The sequence below is a fragment of the Vibrio sp. A2-1 genome, from assembly GCF_021728355.1.
Classification (GTDB): domain Bacteria; phylum Pseudomonadota; class Gammaproteobacteria; order Enterobacterales; family Vibrionaceae; genus Vibrio; species Vibrio splendidus_K.
Genome location: NZ_JAKKCO010000012.1, coordinates 18,468 through 35,240, shown reverse-complemented (window position 1 = coordinate 35,240; position 16,773 = coordinate 18,468). Strand labels below are relative to the sequence as shown.

Genomic DNA, 16,773 nt, shown 5'->3' with positions numbered 1-16,773 from the left:
CCTCGCTGATTATCCCTGACGCGATAAAGTAACTAGATGACGCTCTCCATCAAGCTCTGGCACTTGCAAAGCTTTAATGTCTGTCACTGAACACCATTCAGGTAACAGGTCGATTTCGTCTCTAGGATGTTGTCCCTTAAGAGCCAAAAATACACCGGATTGCTCTTTAGGTAAATGGTGACACCACTCTACCATGTCTGTCATTGACGCAAATGCGCGACTGAGCACGGCATCAAACTTTTCTTCTGGTTGAAACTCTTCAACACGACTTTGAACCGGTACCACGTTGTCGATGCCTAATTCATGAATCACTTGTTTAATAAAACGAATACGCTTACCTAGGCTATCGAGCAAGTAAAACTCGCAGTCAGGGTTCATGATTGAGAGCGGAATCCCAGGAAGACCAGGGCCTGTACCTACATCAATAAAGCGCTTGCCTTGTAAGTGAGTGCTAACAATGATGCTATCTAAGATATGTTTCACCATCATTTCTTGCGGGTCACGAACTGACGTTAAGTTGTAAGCCTTGTTCCACTTGTTCAGTAACTCAACGTAGCCAACCAATTGGCCACGTTGCTTTTCAGATACTTCAAGTTCAGTCTGGCCAATCAGGTGATCCAGTTTTTCGCGTAATGCGCTCATTATGCTTCCTCACCTTTTTTCAGCAGGCCGTGTTTTTTCAAATAAACCAACAGAATTGAGATTGCTGCAGGCGTAATACCTGAAATTCGAGAAGCAATACCAATTGAGTCAGGCTTAGCAGTCGTTAGTTTAAGAACCACTTCGTTAGAAAGTCCTTTCACCTTGCTGTAATCGATATCAGCAGGCAATTTGGTATTTTCATGACGCAGTGATTTTTCAATTTCGTCTTGTTGACGCTGGATATAACCATCGTACTTCACTTGGATCTCAACTTGCTCGGATGCTTGTTGATCTTCCAATGCCGGGCCAAAACGATCCAATGCCGTTAGCTGTGAATAAGTCATTTCAGGACGACGAAGAAGATCTTCACCGCTTGCTTCACGAGACATAGGTGTTTTTAGAATTTGGTTCAGTTGATCAACATCTTCAGACTTTGGATTAATCCACGTTTCTTTTAGACGTTGACGTTCCTTCTCCATGTTTTCTACTTTCTCGTTGAATCGAGCCCAACGAGCATCATCCACCAAGCCAAGCTCACGCGACTTCTCAGTCAAGCGGATATCAGCGTTGTCTTCACGAAGTAACAAACGGTATTCCGCACGAGACGTGAACATACGGTAAGGTTCTTTGGTACCCATCGTCGACAAGTCATCAATAAGAACGCCCATGTAAGCTTGGTCACGACGCGGGCTCCAGCCCTCTTTGCCTTGTGTAAACAAACTTGCATTCAAACCGGCCATCAAGCCTTGTGCTGCCGCTTCTTCGTAGCCAGTGGTACCGTTGATTTGACCGGCAAAGAATAGACCCTTAATAAACTTAGTTTCGTAAGTCAGCTTAAGGTCGCGAGGATCAAAGAAATCATACTCGATCGCATAGCCTGGGCGGACGATATGAGCATTTTCAAAACCTTTCATTGAGTGAACGATTTTTACCTGAACATCAAATGGCAGACTTGTCGAGATACCATTCGGGTATAGCTCATGTGTCGTTAGACCTTCAGGTTCAATGAAAATCTGGTGACTGTTCTTGTCAGCAAAACGCATCACTTTGTCTTCAATCGATGGACAGTAGCGCGGGCCAATACCTTCAATCACGCCCGCGTACATTGGGCTGCGATCGAGATTGGCGCGAATAACGTCATGCGTATTTTCGTTAGTGTGCGTGATGTAGCATGGAATTTGGCGAGGCTGTTGAGCTCGGCTACCCATGAACGAGAATACAGGTGTTGGGTTATCACCGTGCTGAACCTCTAACTCTGAAAAATCAACGCTACGTGCATCGATACGAGGAGGTGTACCCGTTTTCAGGCGATCAACTCGGAATGGAAGATCACGAAGACGGTCAGCCAGTGCGATCGATGGTGGATCACCAGCGCGACCGCCTGAAGAACTTTCCATACCAATATGGATCTTTCCACCTAGAAATGTACCGACCGTCAGTACCACTGCGTTAGCGCGGAACTTAAGGCCCATCTGTGTAACAACACCCACCACTTGATCCTGCTCAACGATCAAGTCATCAACCGATTGTTGAAACAGAGTTAGGTTTGGTGTGTTTTCAAGAACATTTCGAACAAAGGCTTTGTAAAGCGCGCGGTCAGCTTGTGCACGAGTTGCACGTACCGCTGGACCTTTTGATGCGTTTAACGTTCTGAACTGAATACCTGCATGATCAATAGCTTGCGCCATTAATCCACCCATTGCATCGACCTCTTTTACCAAGTGGCCCTTACCGATCCCGCCAATAGCAGGGTTGCAAGACATTTGTCCCAACGTATCGATATTATGAGTGAGTAGTAACGTACTTTGACCAGTACGTGCAGATGCGAGTGCGGCTTCCGTTCCTGCATGGCCACCACCAACAACGATGACGTCAAATTTTTCGTGATAAAGCATGAACCGACCTCGGGTATTCAAACGTTTTCTAGATTGATAAAAAGGAGCGATATTCTACCTGTTTTCATAGCTTGAGAAAACGTTTTTGGGATTTTTCGATAAAGCTGTTTTTAATTAATATAGATAAGATCTTTATAGAGATCTTTTATTATATCTATTATTAGGATCGAGGGTATCTGTGGATAAGTCAAAAATGATCAACAAGATCATGGATCTTTTTTGGATCAAAGTATGTGATCTAACTTTGATCATGATGAGGATTAGCTGGGATCAAAATGGCTACTTATTCACAGGGGAGAATTGGCTTGAAAGTTGTTATTTGGATAACTATAGGTTAATCACCGTATATGTATGATCTTATCCACAGAGAAAATTGAGGTTTTTGCTTTAATTTTCGAATTTTTTTCAAAAAAGTTATTCACAATCACGATATTCAGAGACAAAAAAAGCGGCATAAGCCGCTTTTTGGGGAAATTGAGGGACTAGAACTGGTCACTATGATCGTTAAACCACTCTTCAGCTGCATCCTCAGGTACCGGAGTTTCCAATACATCGATGGTAAAGCAGTCTGAAATAGGCTGAGCACCGAGTTTTTTCAGTTGGCTGTGGACTGATTTTCCCGCAGAACAGAAGGTATCGTAACTTGAATCACCAAGTGCGATAACAGCATAACGAATAGCACTTAAATCTGGAGATTCTTGAGTCAATGCGTTGATCAACGGTTGGATATTATCAGGAAAATCGCCCGCACCATGTGTTGATGTCACCACTAACCAAGTACCTTGCTGAGGAATATTATTGTATTCAGGCTGATTATGAAGTTCTATCTCGTGCCCTTGAGCCTCTAGAAGATCGTTAAGGTGATCGCCAACGTATTCAGCGCCACCTAAGGTGCTGCCTGTAATAATGTGGATCATTAAACTGTCCTTACAAAAGAAAAGGCCAGCGTAAGCTAGCCTTTATGTTATTTACCGATACAGAATGAAGAGAAGATTCGACCTAAAAGATCATCGGAACTGAACTCGCCTGTGATCTCATTGAGGTGCTGTTGGGTGATACGAAGCTCTTCTGCTAATATCTCTCCGGCCATGTAGCCTTCAAGCTGCTGTTGCCCAATATCAAGGTGTTCCGATGCGCGTTCTAGTGCATCCAAGTGGCGGCGGCGCGCCATAAAGCCACCTTCATGACCACCAGCAAAGCCCATGCAATCCTTGAGATGGCTACGCAGAGCGTCGACACCTTGGCCTGTTTTTGCTGATAAGCGAATCAGGGTTGGATCGTTAACATGACAAATGCCTAACTCTTCACTGGTTTGATCCGCTTTATTACGAATTACCGTCATTCCGATGTTGTCTGGTAGACGATCAACGAAATCTGGCCAGATATCTTTCGGGTCTGTTGCGTCTGTTGTCGTGCCATCAACCATAAATAAAACTCGGTCTGCCTGAGCAATTTCTTCCCAAGCGCGTTCAATACCGATTTTTTCTACTTCATCAGAGGCATCACGCAGGCCTGCGGTATCGATAATGTGCAGTGGCATACCGTCAATATGGATATGTTCACGCAATACATCACGTGTGGTGCCGGCAATATCGGTCACAATCGCAGATTCTTTGCCAGACAGCGCATTTAATAGGCTCGATTTACCGGCATTTGGGCGACCTGCAATCACGACCTTCATGCCTTCACGCATGATCGCACCTTGATTTGCTTCTTGACGTACAGCCTCGAGGTTATCGATGATAGCCTGTAAGTCAGTACTGACTTTACCGTCAGCAAGAAAATCAATTTCTTCTTCTGGGAAATCGATCGCTGCTTCAACGTAGATTCTTAAGTAAATAAGAGAATCTACAAGCGTATTAATGCGTTTAGAGAATTCGCCTTGTAGCGATTGAAGCGCCGATTTTGCTGCTTCTTCTGAGCTGGCATCAATTAAGTCAGCAATCGCTTCGGCTTGAGTTAAATCCATCTTATCGTTCAAGAAGGCACGTTCTGAAAACTCACCTGGACGCGCTGCACGTACGCCTGAAATGGCTAGGATGCGTTTGATTAGCATATCCATAACCACTGGGCCGCCGTGGCCTTGCAACTCTAATACGTCTTCGCCAGTAAACGAGTGCGGGTTAGGGAAGTAAAGCGCGATGCCTTGGTCGAGTTCGATGCCATCGTCAGATTTAAACGGTAGGTACTCAGCGTAGCGAGGCTTGAGTGTTTTTCCTGTTACTTCTAGGGCAACCTGAGTCGCCAATGGGCCGGAAACGCGGATAATACCGACGCCACCACGGCCGGGCGCGGTCGCTTGAGCAACAATCGTATCTGTAGTCATAGTTGTGCCTGCTAGCATGTGAGAGCCAAAAAAGGGCGTTCACGATTAATCAATTAGCTGAATTGTAATCAGCTAAAAACAAAAAGGCGACCTTTTGGTCGCCTTTCTTTATCTCTTTCTATTATCGAACTTACTTAGAATGTAAGCCTTTCTTTTCCAGCGCGCGGTAGATAAGCGTTTGCTGAATCAGAGTTACGATGTTCGATACTAGCCAGTAAAGAACCAGACCTGAAGGGAAGAACAGGAAGAAGAATGTAAACATAACCGGCATAAAGGTCATGATCTTCTGCTGCATTGGATCCGTTACAGTTGTCGGGCTCATCTTCTGGATTAGGAACATTGAAGCACCCATCAGAAGTGGCAAGATGTAGTATGGGTCTTGTGCTGAAAGGTCAGTAATCCAACCGAAGAACGGTGAGTGACGCAGTTCAACAGATTCCATTAGTGCCCAGTATAGCGAAATGAAGATCGGCATTTGCAAGATGATAGGTAAACAGCCACCAAGTGGGTTTACTTTCTCTTTCTTGTACAGCTCCATCATTTCTTGGCTCATGCGTTGACGGTCGTCGCCAATACGCTCACGCATTGCAGTCAGCTTAGGCTGAAGCATACGCATTTTCGCCATAGACGTGTACTGAGCTTTCGTTAGTGGGTACATAGCACCACGAACGATAAACGTTAGACAGATGATTGCTAGACCCCAGTTCACAACGATGCCTTGAATGAACGAAAGCAGAGTATGAAGTGGTTTAGCAATGAACCATAACCAACCGTAGTCAACTACTAGGTCTAGGTTTGGTGCTACAGCAGCCATTTGGTCTTGAAGTTTTGGACCAACCCAAAGCGTTGCTTTAAAGCTTGCTTCGTCGCCAGTAGCGATGGTTTTGTTCGGCATACGAACACCGATGTCGCCAAGGTTACCGATTACACGAGTGTAAAGGTTGCTGCCTGCTTCGTCGCGTGGGATCCATGCACTTGCAAAGTAGTGCTGAATCATCGCTGCCCAACCTTGACCATTGGCTAGGTTAAGAGACAGGTTGCGATCTTGCATGTCGTCGAAGCTGTATTTTTTGTAACGCGTATCTTCCGTAGAGTAAGCACCACCACGGTAAGTTGGCATTGTTAAGCTACCGCCGTCATCCATAACATTTTGACGTAGGTGAGCGTACATGCCGAATGTCGCGTTAGTACCAGAGTTGTTGACTACATCGTATTCAACATCCATTGCGTAGCTGCCACGCTTAAGGACGAATGTTTTCGTGTAATCAAGGCCGTTCGCTTGGTAAGTCATCGGGATGCGTAGTTCATCCTGACCATCAGCAAGCGTGAAGCTGTCTGCTGAAACCGAGTAGCTAGGGCGGTTAGTGCTGCTTAAATCGATACCTTGAGGGCCAACTAGACCGCTTTGTGCGATAAATTGGTGACCAGGTTCGTTCTTAAGAAGAACAAACGTATCTTCAGAATCAAACTCAGCAGAGTAATCATTTAGGTTTGCTTGAACGACATCACCACCAACCGTATCAATTGACAGAGTCAGTACATCAGTTGTTACTGTGATAGTTTTTGCAGAAGCGACTTGTTGGCCCGGAGCTGGGTCTAAGTCATCTGCATAAGATGGCGCTGGTAGGGTGCTGCCAGATTGTGCCTGCTCAATCGCTTGTGGAGCTGGGTTCTGAGCTACGTTCCATTGTTGGAACAGTAGGAAAGAAACCAAAGCCAATGCGATTAACAGGATATTACGTTGAGAATCCATCGTTATTTATCTCTGTCTTGTTTTTGGACTGGTGGAACGGGGTCAAAGCCCCCTTCGTTCAAAGGATGGCATTTTAATAGACGTTTGCCTGATAACCAACACCCTTTTACAAAACCGTGAGCTTTCAACGCTTCTATCGCATATAAAGAGCAGGTTGGAGTAAATCGGCAGCGTGGGCCGATGAGTGGACTAATAAACCATCTATAAAAATAGATGGGTATTAGCGCTATCCACGCGAAGGGCGAGACAGGCGAAGCCATAATTTGTCGAGTAGCTTGAACATTTCTTCATTGCTTAAATCTTGCGCGCTCTTCTTAGCGATTACAACAAAATCTTTGTTAGGAAGTTTGTGTTGAGTGTTACGAAAGCTTTCACGAGTAAGACGCTTGAATCGGTTACGACCCACGGCGGTTTTAATCTGCTTTTTCGGAACAGCTAATCCAAGGCGAGGATTTGAAAGAGAGTTATTTCGGGCAATGATGGTGAAATGAGGGGAGCCTGCTCGATGAGCTTGCTTGAAGACATTCTGATAATGTTCGGGAGTTAACAAGCGTAACTCCCGACCGAAGGCTAGCTTATTCAAAATAATCAAAGATTACTTAGAAAGACGCTTACGGCCTTTTGCACGACGTGCATTGATTGTTGCGCGACCGTTCTTAGTAGCCATGCGAGCACGGAAACCGTGAGTACGCTTACGCTTTAGAACTGTAGGTTGAAAAGTGCGTTTCATTGTAATTACCTTACTGATCAGTAGTTTTAGGTTTTTGTTAAACCCGGCGTGGGCATTTTTTCTCTTCTTTATATAAGAAAGGAAAACCGACGCCTCTCAACAAAGAGGCGGAATTGTAATCACTGTCACAAAAAGTGTCAATGATTGGGTTAACTAAAATTCCGGTCGGGGGATTATACGTAGAATAACTAAAATCACAAGGATCCTTATTCGATCCCGACCTTATTTAAGAATTTCTTTAATTTAGGATCCTGTGGATTACCAAAAATATCCTGTGGAGATCCCTGTTCGACAATGTGACCATCAGCCATGAAGATCACTCGGTCTGCGACCTCTCTAGCGAACTGCATTTCATGGGTAACCACCAGCATGGTTTGATGCTGATTTGCCAGTTTTTTCATTAAGTTAAGCACTTCGCCAACCCACTCTGGATCGAGCGCTGAAGTAGGCTCATCAAACAATAAAAGCTCTGGTTGTAGAGCCATCGCACGGCCAATACCAACACGTTGCTGCTGGCCACCAGAGAGCGCTGCTGGATAGCTATCTGTTTTCTCTCCTAGGCCAATATCATCGAGTATTTGTTGTGCTTTTTCATGAGCTTGCTGCTTTTTCCAACCACGAACGGTAATCAAACCTTCCGCAATATTCTGCCTTGCTGTTTGGTGAGCGAACAGTGCATAGTTTTGGAACACAAAACCGGTCTTACGGCGCAGTGCAAGCACCTCTGCTTTAGTGTGTTTCTGAGTATCAACCTTGATATCATCAATCGAAATCGTACCTTGATCGGCTTGCTCTAGAAAATTCACACAACGCAGCAGGGTAGACTTACCCGTACCACTTGAACCTATGATGACAATTATCTCACCTTGCTTGATTTCGAGGTCGATCCCTTTCAATACTTCGGTGTCACCAAACTGCTTGTGGATATTTTGTAATTTGATCATCGTACATACGCCTTATTCAGTTTCACTTCGGCCCAAATTTGAATACGAGTGAGGATAACCACCACGCCCCAGTAAATCAGCGCGACTGCTAAGAAAGCCTCGAAGAAGCGGAAACTTGAAGAAGCTTCCATCTGAGCTTTAGCCATGATTTCTGCTACACCTAGGGTGAATGCAAGTGAAGTCGACTTAATCATGTCGATGAAATAGTTCATTAAAGAAGGCAGTGCCACACGTGTCGCTTGCGGCAAGATCACTCGACGCATGGCTTGGCTGGTTGTCATACCGACTGATAGGCTTGCTTCCATTTGGCTACGATCGATACCGATAATCGCGGCACGAATACTTTCAGCCATGTAAGCAGCAAAGTGTAAGGTTAAGCCGATAACCGCGGCGCCAAACGCATCAAGTCCAACCATCCACGGAAACACTTGTGGTAGGCCATAGTATAGAAGGAACAGTTGCACCAGCAGTGGTGTACCTCGGAAGAAGCTAATATACAGCTGGCTAAGCTGGTCGAGTACAGGGATTTTGAATACACGAATGTTCGCCAGTATCAAAGATAGAATTAGGGCGAAAAATAAGCCCCAGATTGCCATCTCCATAGTGGTGCCTAAATACTTCAGCAGTATTGGCAACAGACCTAGCATGTAATTAAAGTCAAATCCCATAATCTATCTCATATTTTTATTGGAAGTATTGTTTGGAAATACTGTTATATCAGGCTTTTTAATCAGTGCACAAAAGCAAAAAGCCCACCGCTGTGTAAAGCAGTGGGCCTTAAATGGGAAAGTGAGTCGTTACTTCTGAGTAATGTCCGCACCAAACCATTTCTGAGAGATACTTTCTAGCGTACCATCTGCGCGCATTGCTGCTAATGCTTCGTTTACTTCTGCTTGCAGTTTTTGACCGTTGTCATTGTTTACGAAAGGCCAAGCGTTTTCGATTGTCTCGAATGGTTGTCCTGCTAGCTGTAATGGTAGACCAGTCTTCTTGATAAGCTCTAGTGCTGATAGGCGATCCATTACGAATGCGTCGGCACGACCAAGAGCGACATCATGTTCAATACCGGTATCGTAGGTTTTGACATTGATTTTGCCTTCTTTGTCGTAGCTGCGCAGCAGTTGCTCAAAGTTTGAGCCAAGGTTTACCGCAACCGTCTTACCATCTAGGTCTTCGATACCTTTAATGCTGTCATTACCTTTACGAACGGTAATTTGTGCGCCGTCTACTACGTAAGGGTCTGCGAATAGGTATTTCGCTTTACGTGCATCCGTTATTGTAATTTGGTTTGAAATGGTATCGATTCGACCCGTTTCAAGAAGACCAAACAGACCAGAGAAGTTTGCCGTTACGTATTCAACGCTATAGTCATTACGTTTACCGATCTCATCCCATAAATCCACTTCAAAACCTTGTAGTTGGTCTTGTTTAACGAACGTAAATGGGAAGTAGCGACCAGACATGCCGACTTTAACTTCAGTCGCGGCTTGAACAGTAGCAGCAGAGAGTGCGATAGCCGCAATTGCAGCCTTAATCCAGTTATTCATTTGGTAACTCCTTATATTTATAGGGTTGGATGTTACTGGGAAAATGCTCAATAGAATAAATAACCAGATGTTATTAACCATAACCAGATCGTATTCTCGATTTGGGGATAACTAGCAAGGATCCGGGCATAAGTGGATCGTTGTGTGAGTAAAGTAGGGGCAAGATGTGTGGATCCATCCAGTTTTGCACTATTTATTGTGAATAACTTGGATCTTATTCACTGGATCTGTGATCAATTGCTGGTGATCTGACTTATCAACAGGTAAAATTAGCGGTCATTTCATATAACTTAAATAGAGTGGGGCACCGTGTCATCTTCGCTTTGGTTGCAATGCTTGCAACAGCTTCAAGAAGAGTTACCAGCTACAGAATTCAGTATGTGGGTACGTCCGTTACAAGCGGAGCTCAATGGTAATACTCTAACTCTATTTGCACCAAACCGATTTGTACTCGATTGGGTGCGCGATAAGTACCTAAATAGCATTAACCGTTTGCTACAAGAATATTGTGGTAATGATATCCCGCATCTTCATTTTGAGATTGGAAGTAAACGAGTCATTGCTCCAAGGTCTGAGGCTATCGCCCCTGCTCGTACACGTACCGCTGCTGATGTAGCTGCTGAGTCGTCTGCACCTGCGCAGCTGCAAGCACGCAAACCAGTACACAATATCTGGCGTGATGAAGAACCTGTAGCAGTTGACCTTAATCACCGTTCAAACGTGAACCCAAAACATAAGTTCAATAACTTTGTTGAAGGTAAGTCGAACCAACTGGGTTTGGCTGCGGCACGTCAGGTTTCTGATAACCCAGGAACCGCTTACAACCCGTTGTTTTTGTATGGCGGTACTGGTTTAGGTAAAACGCACTTGTTGCATGCGGTGGGTAACGCCATTGTTGATAATAAGCCGAATGCTAAAGTGGTTTACATGCACTCAGAGCGCTTTGTTCAAGACATGGTGAAAGCGCTCCAAAACAATGCGATTGAAGAATTTAAGCGCTACTACCGTAGTGTTGATGCATTGCTTATCGATGATATCCAATTTTTTGCTAACAAAGAGCGCTCTCAAGAAGAGTTCTTCCATACCTTTAATGCGCTGCTTGAAGGCAATCAACAGATCATCCTAACGTCTGACCGTTATCCAAAAGAGATCAACGGGGTAGAGGATCGTCTTAAATCCCGCTTCGGTTGGGGTTTGACGGTTGCGATTGAGCCACCTGAGCTTGAGACTCGTGTGGCGATCTTGATGAAGAAAGCAGAAGACCACCAAATTCATCTTGCGGATGAAGTGGCGTTCTTTATTGCGAAGCGTTTACGCTCTAACGTTCGTGAGCTAGAAGGCGCATTGAACCGTGTTATTGCGAATGCAAACTTCACTGGCCGTCCGATCACGATCGATTTCGTGCGTGAGGCACTGCGTGACTTACTTGCCCTGCAAGAAAAACTGGTCACCATTGATAACATTCAAAAGACAGTCGCTGAATACTACAAAATCAAAGTTGCTGATCTATTATCTAAACGTCGTTCTCGTTCCGTTGCTCGTCCACGCCAATTGGCGATGGCACTGGCTAAGGAGTTGACTAACCACAGCTTGCCTGAGATTGGTGATGCATTCGGTGGCCGTGACCACACGACCGTGCTGCACGCTTGTCGTAAGATTGCTCAGCTGCGTGAAGAGAGCCACGACATTAAAGAAGATTATTCGAACTTGATTCGTACCCTTTCTTCTTAATACACAGTATTCTTAACCTTAATAAGCAGAATCTTGGCCACGTACTATTACGCAGTGCCATTTAGACCGTAAGAGCAAGATATGAAATTTACCATTGAACGTAGTCACCTGATAAAGCCATTACAACAAGTATCTGGCGCACTCGGTGGCAGGCCAACGCTTCCAATTCTAGGAAACCTACTGATTAAAGTAGAAGATAACGTGTTGTCGATGACAGCGACGGATCTAGAAGTTGAATTGATCAGCCGTGTAACGCTTGAAGGTGATTTCGAAGCGGGCAGCATTACCGTACCTTCACGTAAGTTCCTAGATATCTGTCGCGGTTTGCCAGATAGCTCAGTGATCACTGTGGTATTGGATGGTGACCGTGTTCAGGTTCGTTCTGGTCGTAGCCGTTTCTCATTGGCAACATTACCTGCGGCAGATTTTCCAAATATTGAAGATTGGAGCAGTGAAGTTGAAGTGTCAGTGACACAAGCTGAATTGCGCGGTCTTATCGAGAAAACACAATTCTCAATGGCGAACCAAGACGTTCGTTACTACCTCAACGGTATGTTGTTTGAGATTGAAGGTTCTATCTTACGTAGTGTTGCAACTGATGGTCACCGTATGGCGGTATCTCAAGCGCAACTGGGTGCTGATTTTGCTCAGAAGCAGATCATTGTTCCTCGTAAAGGTGTGCAAGAGTTGGTGAAGCTACTCGATGCTCCTGAACAGCCAGTAACGCTGCAGATTGGTAACTCTAACGTGCGTGCTGAAGTGAACAACTATGTCTTCACTTCTAAGCTGGTTGATGGTCGTTTTCCTGATTATCGCCGCGTAATGCCACAAAATACCACTAAGACATTAGAAGCCGGCTGCGATGAGTTACGTTCAGCGTTTTCTCGTGCTGCGATTCTGTCGAATGAAAAATTCCGTGGTGTTCGCGTTAATCTTGTAGATACCGAGATGCGTATTACGGCGAACAACCCAGAACAAGAAGAAGCGGAAGAAGTGCTAGACGTCACCTTCGACGGTGACGCGCTAGAGATTGGCTTCAACGTAAGCTACGTATTGGATGTATTGAACACACTGCGTTGTGAACAGGTTCGAATCTCAATGTCAGACGCGAATGCGAGTGCGTTGATTGAAAATGCACAAGATGACAGCGCGATGTACGTTGTTATGCCGATTCGTTTGTAACTGTGTTTATTTATACATTATGTTTGCTTATCAACAACGTTTGTCTATCGAGCCGTGATTGAAGATTAATATGAAGACGTTATGCCTTTATCGCGCTTAATCGTAAAGCAGTTTAGAAATATTGAAGCCTGTGACATTCAACCGTCATCAGGCTTTAACTTTCTTATAGGGGCTAACGGAAGCGGCAAAACCAGCGTCCTTGAAGCGGTGTATCTGCTCGGACATGGTCGCTCGTTCAAAAGCTCCTTAACCGGTCGTATCATTCAAAATGAGTGTAGCGAACTGTTTGTCCATGGCCGTTTTATGACCTCGGATCAATTTGAGCTGCCAATTGGCATTAATAAGCAGCGCGATGGCACCACAGAGGTTAAAATAAGCGGTCAATCTGGGCAAAAATTGGCTCAGTTAGCTCAAGTCTTACCTTTGCAGTTGATTCACCCCGAAGGGTTTGATTTACTAACCGATGGACCTAAGCATCGCCGCGCATTCATTGATTGGGGAGTCTTCCACAGTGAGTCGGGTTTTTATGATGCTTGGGGCAGGGTAAAGCGCCTCAATAAACAGCGTAATGCATTATTGAAAACGGCGACGAACTATCGAGAACTGAGCTATTGGGATCAAGAATTAGCCCGTTTAGCTGAAAGCATCAGCCAGTGGCGTGCCACGTACGTTGAACAGCTTAAAGAAGTCGCCGAAGAAATCTGTGCAACCTTCTTACCTGAGTTTGAGATAAAGATTAACTACTATCGAGGCTGGGATAAAGACACCCCATACGCCGAGATATTAGAAAAGAATTTTGAAAGGGATCAGCAGCTTGGTTACACCTTCAGTGGGCCAAACAAAGCGGATCTAAAGATAAAAGTGAACGGCACTCCTGTGGAAGATGTCTTGTCACGAGGTCAGTTGAAGTTGATGGTGTGCGCGCTACGAGTAGCACAAGGGCAACACCTCACTCAAATGACAGGTAAGCAGTGCATCTACTTGATAGATGACTTTGCTTCCGAATTAGATAGCCAACGCCGAGCACGTCTTGCTGAGTGTTTAAAGGCGACCAAGGCTCAAGTTTTTGTAAGCTCTATTACCGCTGATCAGATTGCAGATATGCATGACGAAAATAGCAGGATGTTTCATGTGGAACATGGCAAAATAGAGCAAGGATAATTAGTCAGAGAGTAACTATGTCAGATAATTACGATTCATCGAGTATTAAAGTACTGAAGGGTCTGGATGCGGTACGTAAGCGTCCTGGAATGTACATTGGCGACACGGATGATGGTACCGGTCTGCACCACATGGTCTTTGAGGTGGTAGATAACTCTATTGATGAAGCACTCGCTGGTCACTGTAATGACATCATCGTAACTATCCATGAAGATAGTTCTGTGTCAGTAAGCGATGACGGCCGTGGTATTCCAACTGAATTGCACCCAGAAGAAAAAGTATCAGCAGCAGAAGTAATCATGACGGTTCTTCACGCTGGTGGTAAGTTCGATGATAACTCGTACAAAGTATCTGGTGGTCTGCACGGTGTTGGTGTTTCAGTAGTTAACGCACTTTCTAAGCAAGTTACTCTTACTATCCATCGCGGTGGCAAAATCCACACTCAAACATACTGCCACGGTGAGCCTCAAGCGCCACTAGCGGTTGTGGGTGACACGGACAAAACAGGTACAGAGATTCGTTTCTGGCCGAGTGAAGAAACCTTCAATAACATCGAGTTCCATTACGATATTTTAGCTAAGCGTCTACGCGAGCTATCATTCTTGAACTCAGGTGTATCAATTAAGCTAATTGATAAGCGCGAAGAAGACAAAATGGATCACTTCGAATACGAAGGCGGTATCCAAGCGTTTGTTGAGCACCTTAATACCAACAAAACACCGATTATCCAGAAAATATTCCATTTCGATCATGAGCGTGAAGACGGTATTACCGTTGAAGTTGCGATGCAATGGAATGACGGTTACCAAGAAAATATTTATTGCTTCACCAACAACATCCCTCAACGTGATGGTGGTGCTCACTTAGCGGGTTTCCGTGGTGCACTAACACGTACATTGAACAGCTTCATGGACAAAGAAGGCTTCTCGAAGAAAGCGAAGACTTCAACATCAGGTGATGATGCTCGTGAAGGTTTGACTGCGATTGTTTCGGTGAAAGTGCCAGATCCTAAATTCTCAAGCCAAACTAAAGACAAGCTGGTTTCTTCAGAAGTGAAGTCTGCGGTTGAGTCTACGATGGGTGAGAAACTGTCTGAGTTCCTAATTGAGAACCCAGGTGAAGCGAAAATCGTTTGTTCTAAAATTATCGATGCAGCACGTGCTCGTGATGCGGCGCGTAAAGCTCGTGAGATGACACGTCGTAAAGGCGCATTAGATTTAGCGGGTCTTCCAGGTAAACTAGCTGACTGTCAGGAAAAAGATCCTGCACTGTCTGAACTATATATTGTGGAAGGAGACTCTGCTGGCGGATCAGCTAAGCAGGGGCGTAACCGTAAGAACCAAGCAATTCTACCGCTTAAAGGTAAAATCCTAAACGTAGAGAAAGCACGTTTCGATAAAATGCTGTCTTCTCAAGAGGTCGCAACGCTAATCACAGCACTTGGTTGTGGTATTGGCCGTGACGAATACAACCCAGATAAACTGCGTTACCACAACATCATCATCATGACCGATGCCGATGTCGATGGTTCTCACATCCGTACTCTGCTACTAACGTTCTTCTACCGTCAAATGCCTGAACTGATTGAACGTGGTTACATCTACATTGCTCAGCCACCGCTTTACAAAGTGAAGAAGGGTAAGCAAGAGCAGTACATCAAAGATGAAGATGCGATGAACCAATATCAAGTATCTTTGGCTTTGGATAATGCAGAATTGCACGTAAACCCTGAAGCACCTGCGTTTACTGGTGAAGGCTTAGAGAAGCTTGTTCATCAATACAATGCAGGTATTAAGCTGGTTGATCGTATGAGCCGTCGTTACCCACGAGCACTGATTCACGAACTGATTTATGTACCTCGCCTAACCGCTGAGCAGTGTCATGATGAAGCGGCAGTTGAAGCTTGGGGTAAGCAGCTTGTAGAGCAGCTAAACGGCAAAGAAGCGGGTGCGAGCCAATATTCTCTTGAAGTTGAAAAACACGAAGAGCTAGGTTTAAGCGTTCCTAAGATTGTAGTGCGTACACACGGTGTTACTCACGAACATGTACTCAGCATTGACCTTATCAACTCGAAAGAGTTTGGTAAGCTAGCAGACCTTTCTGAAGCGCTTGACGGCTTGATTGAAGAAGGCGCTTACATCAAGCGTGGTGAGCGTACTCAAGCGGTTTCTAGCTTTGTTGAAGCTCTGAACTGGTTAGTGAAAGAGTCTCGTCGTGGCCTGAGCCTACAACGATACAAAGGTCTAGGTGAGATGAACCCTGATCAGCTTTGGGAAACAACGATGGATCCTGAAACTCGTCGTATGATGCAAGTAACGATTGAAGATGCTGTTGGTGCTGACCTGTTGTTTACAACGTTGATGGGCGACCAAGTAGAACCGCGTCGTAACTTCATCGAAGAGAATGCATTGAAAGTAGCAAACCTAGACGTTTAGTATCTTTGATACTTCGCTCTTTCGCTTAATTTCTGTGTCAGAGGTGCTCACATACATTCGTATGCTCCGCGCCTCTTCCTTGAACTAAAACGAAATAGCTTTGTCTCAAAAAACTCAATATCTTATTGAAAAGACTGCCAAAAATGGCGGTCTTTTTTGTTTTTAAGTTACTGAAAAATATTGGATTGGAAAAATAATTGAAAATAATCCCTTGAAACTATTTTGCTCAATCCACATATCTAGTTGTGAAGAGGATGACTGTCTTGCTCTACAAGAGAAGAAACAGAACCTTCATTACCGCTAACGAAGTATCGCTCAATAGAGGATAACTTTGGCAGCACACAATTTAAAAATTGATTCATTGTCATGTCCCAGCGTTGTCACCAAACGAGGTGAAACCCGAGGAATGAGAACTGAATCCCTTAGC

16 protein-coding genes are annotated in these 16,773 nt (G+C 44.8%); 4 read left to right on the top strand and 12 right to left on the bottom strand.

All coding sequences use genetic code 11. The features are described 5' to 3' along the window. Nucleotides 1-9 precede the first annotated feature (9 nt). From rsmG to L3V33_RS21665, 11 genes are all read right to left on the bottom strand, one after another. Nucleotides 10-642, bottom strand: coding sequence for a 16S rRNA (guanine(527)-N(7))-methyltransferase RsmG (gene rsmG, locus L3V33_RS21715; RefSeq protein WP_017058801.1), 633 nt, complete (start codon nucleotides 640-642; stop codon nucleotides 10-12). Then, a complete protein-coding gene (gene mnmG / locus L3V33_RS21710) occupies nucleotides 642-2,537 on the bottom strand; it encodes a tRNA uridine-5-carboxymethylaminomethyl(34) synthesis enzyme MnmG (protein WP_054548321.1) in 1,896 nt (631 codons plus the stop codon). The genes rsmG and mnmG overlap by 1 nt, the downstream gene beginning before the upstream one ends. A gap of 482 nt (nucleotides 2,538-3,019) precedes the next feature. Next, entirely contained in the window at nucleotides 3,020-3,454 is a 435-nt protein-coding gene (gene mioC, locus L3V33_RS21705; protein WP_114634140.1) for an FMN-binding protein MioC, read from the bottom strand. 47 nt (nucleotides 3,455-3,501) lie between these two features. Beyond that, nucleotides 3,502-4,863 carry a tRNA uridine-5-carboxymethylaminomethyl(34) synthesis GTPase MnmE gene (gene mnmE / locus L3V33_RS21700; RefSeq protein ID WP_004735804.1) on the bottom strand — a complete coding sequence of 454 codons (1,362 nt, stop codon included), beginning with the start codon at nucleotides 4,861-4,863 and terminating at the stop codon, nucleotides 3,502-3,504. Nucleotides 4,864-4,993: 130 nt separating this feature from the next. Next, entirely contained in the window at nucleotides 4,994-6,616 is a 1,623-nt protein-coding gene (gene yidC / locus L3V33_RS21695) for a membrane protein insertase YidC (RefSeq protein WP_054548323.1), read from the bottom strand. A gap of 2 nt (nucleotides 6,617-6,618) precedes the next feature. Further along, nucleotides 6,619-6,876 carry a membrane protein insertion efficiency factor YidD gene (gene yidD, locus L3V33_RS21690; protein ID WP_004735802.1) on the bottom strand — a complete coding sequence of 86 codons (258 nt, stop codon included), beginning with the start codon at nucleotides 6,874-6,876 and terminating at the stop codon, nucleotides 6,619-6,621. After that, nucleotides 6,843-7,166 carry a ribonuclease P protein component gene (rnpA, locus tag L3V33_RS21685; RefSeq protein ID WP_017055478.1) on the bottom strand — a complete coding sequence of 108 codons (324 nt, stop codon included), beginning with the start codon at nucleotides 7,164-7,166 and terminating at the stop codon, nucleotides 6,843-6,845. The genes yidD and rnpA overlap by 34 nt, the downstream gene beginning before the upstream one ends. Before the next feature lie 45 nt (nucleotides 7,167-7,211). After that, the gene (gene rpmH, locus L3V33_RS21680; RefSeq protein WP_004735800.1) at nucleotides 7,212-7,346 is read right to left on the bottom strand and encodes a 50S ribosomal protein L34; all 135 of its coding nucleotides are present in this window, start codon (nucleotides 7,344-7,346) and stop codon (nucleotides 7,212-7,214) included. Between the two features lie 206 nt (nucleotides 7,347-7,552). Next, nucleotides 7,553-8,290, bottom strand: a complete 738-nt coding sequence (locus tag L3V33_RS21675; protein ID WP_004735798.1) for an amino acid ABC transporter ATP-binding protein — start codon at nucleotides 8,288-8,290, stop codon at nucleotides 7,553-7,555. Continuing rightward, the gene (locus L3V33_RS21670) at nucleotides 8,287-8,958 is read right to left on the bottom strand and encodes an amino acid ABC transporter permease (protein ID WP_004735796.1); all 672 of its coding nucleotides are present in this window, start codon (nucleotides 8,956-8,958) and stop codon (nucleotides 8,287-8,289) included. Before L3V33_RS21670 ends, L3V33_RS21675 begins: the two co-directional genes overlap by 4 nt. Before the next feature lie 129 nt (nucleotides 8,959-9,087). Beyond that, nucleotides 9,088-9,837, bottom strand: a complete 750-nt coding sequence (locus L3V33_RS21665) for an amino acid ABC transporter substrate-binding protein (RefSeq protein WP_054548324.1) — start codon at nucleotides 9,835-9,837, stop codon at nucleotides 9,088-9,090. A 309-nt stretch (nucleotides 9,838-10,146) separates the two neighbouring features. On the opposite strand from L3V33_RS21665, the gene dnaA reads away from it, so the two are divergent. The 4 genes from dnaA (at nucleotide 10,147) to gyrB (ending at nucleotide 16,346) form a co-directional block, all read left to right on the top strand. After that, nucleotides 10,147-11,568, top strand: coding sequence for a chromosomal replication initiator protein DnaA (dnaA, locus tag L3V33_RS21660; protein WP_017081729.1), 1,422 nt, complete (start codon nucleotides 10,147-10,149; stop codon nucleotides 11,566-11,568). Nucleotides 11,569-11,649: 81 nt separating this feature from the next. Further along, nucleotides 11,650-12,750, top strand: coding sequence for a DNA polymerase III subunit beta (dnaN, locus tag L3V33_RS21655; protein WP_017073815.1), 1,101 nt, complete (start codon nucleotides 11,650-11,652; stop codon nucleotides 12,748-12,750). A gap of 81 nt (nucleotides 12,751-12,831) precedes the next feature. Next, on the top strand, nucleotides 12,832-13,911 hold the full coding sequence (gene recF, locus L3V33_RS21650) for a DNA replication/repair protein RecF (RefSeq protein WP_054548325.1): 1,080 nt from the start codon (nucleotides 12,832-12,834) through the stop codon (nucleotides 13,909-13,911). A gap of 17 nt (nucleotides 13,912-13,928) precedes the next feature. Continuing rightward, nucleotides 13,929-16,346 carry a DNA topoisomerase (ATP-hydrolyzing) subunit B gene (gene gyrB, locus L3V33_RS21645; RefSeq protein WP_004736684.1) on the top strand — a complete coding sequence of 806 codons (2,418 nt, stop codon included), beginning with the start codon at nucleotides 13,929-13,931 and terminating at the stop codon, nucleotides 16,344-16,346. 239 nt (nucleotides 16,347-16,585) lie between these two features. Here the strand turns inward: gyrB and L3V33_RS23205 are convergent, their stop codons facing one another. Next, nucleotides 16,586-16,708 (bottom strand): hypothetical protein, encoded by a 123-nt coding sequence (locus L3V33_RS23205; protein ID WP_256800199.1) that lies wholly within the window; start codon nucleotides 16,706-16,708, stop codon nucleotides 16,586-16,588. Nucleotides 16,709-16,773: the final 65 nt, after the last annotated feature.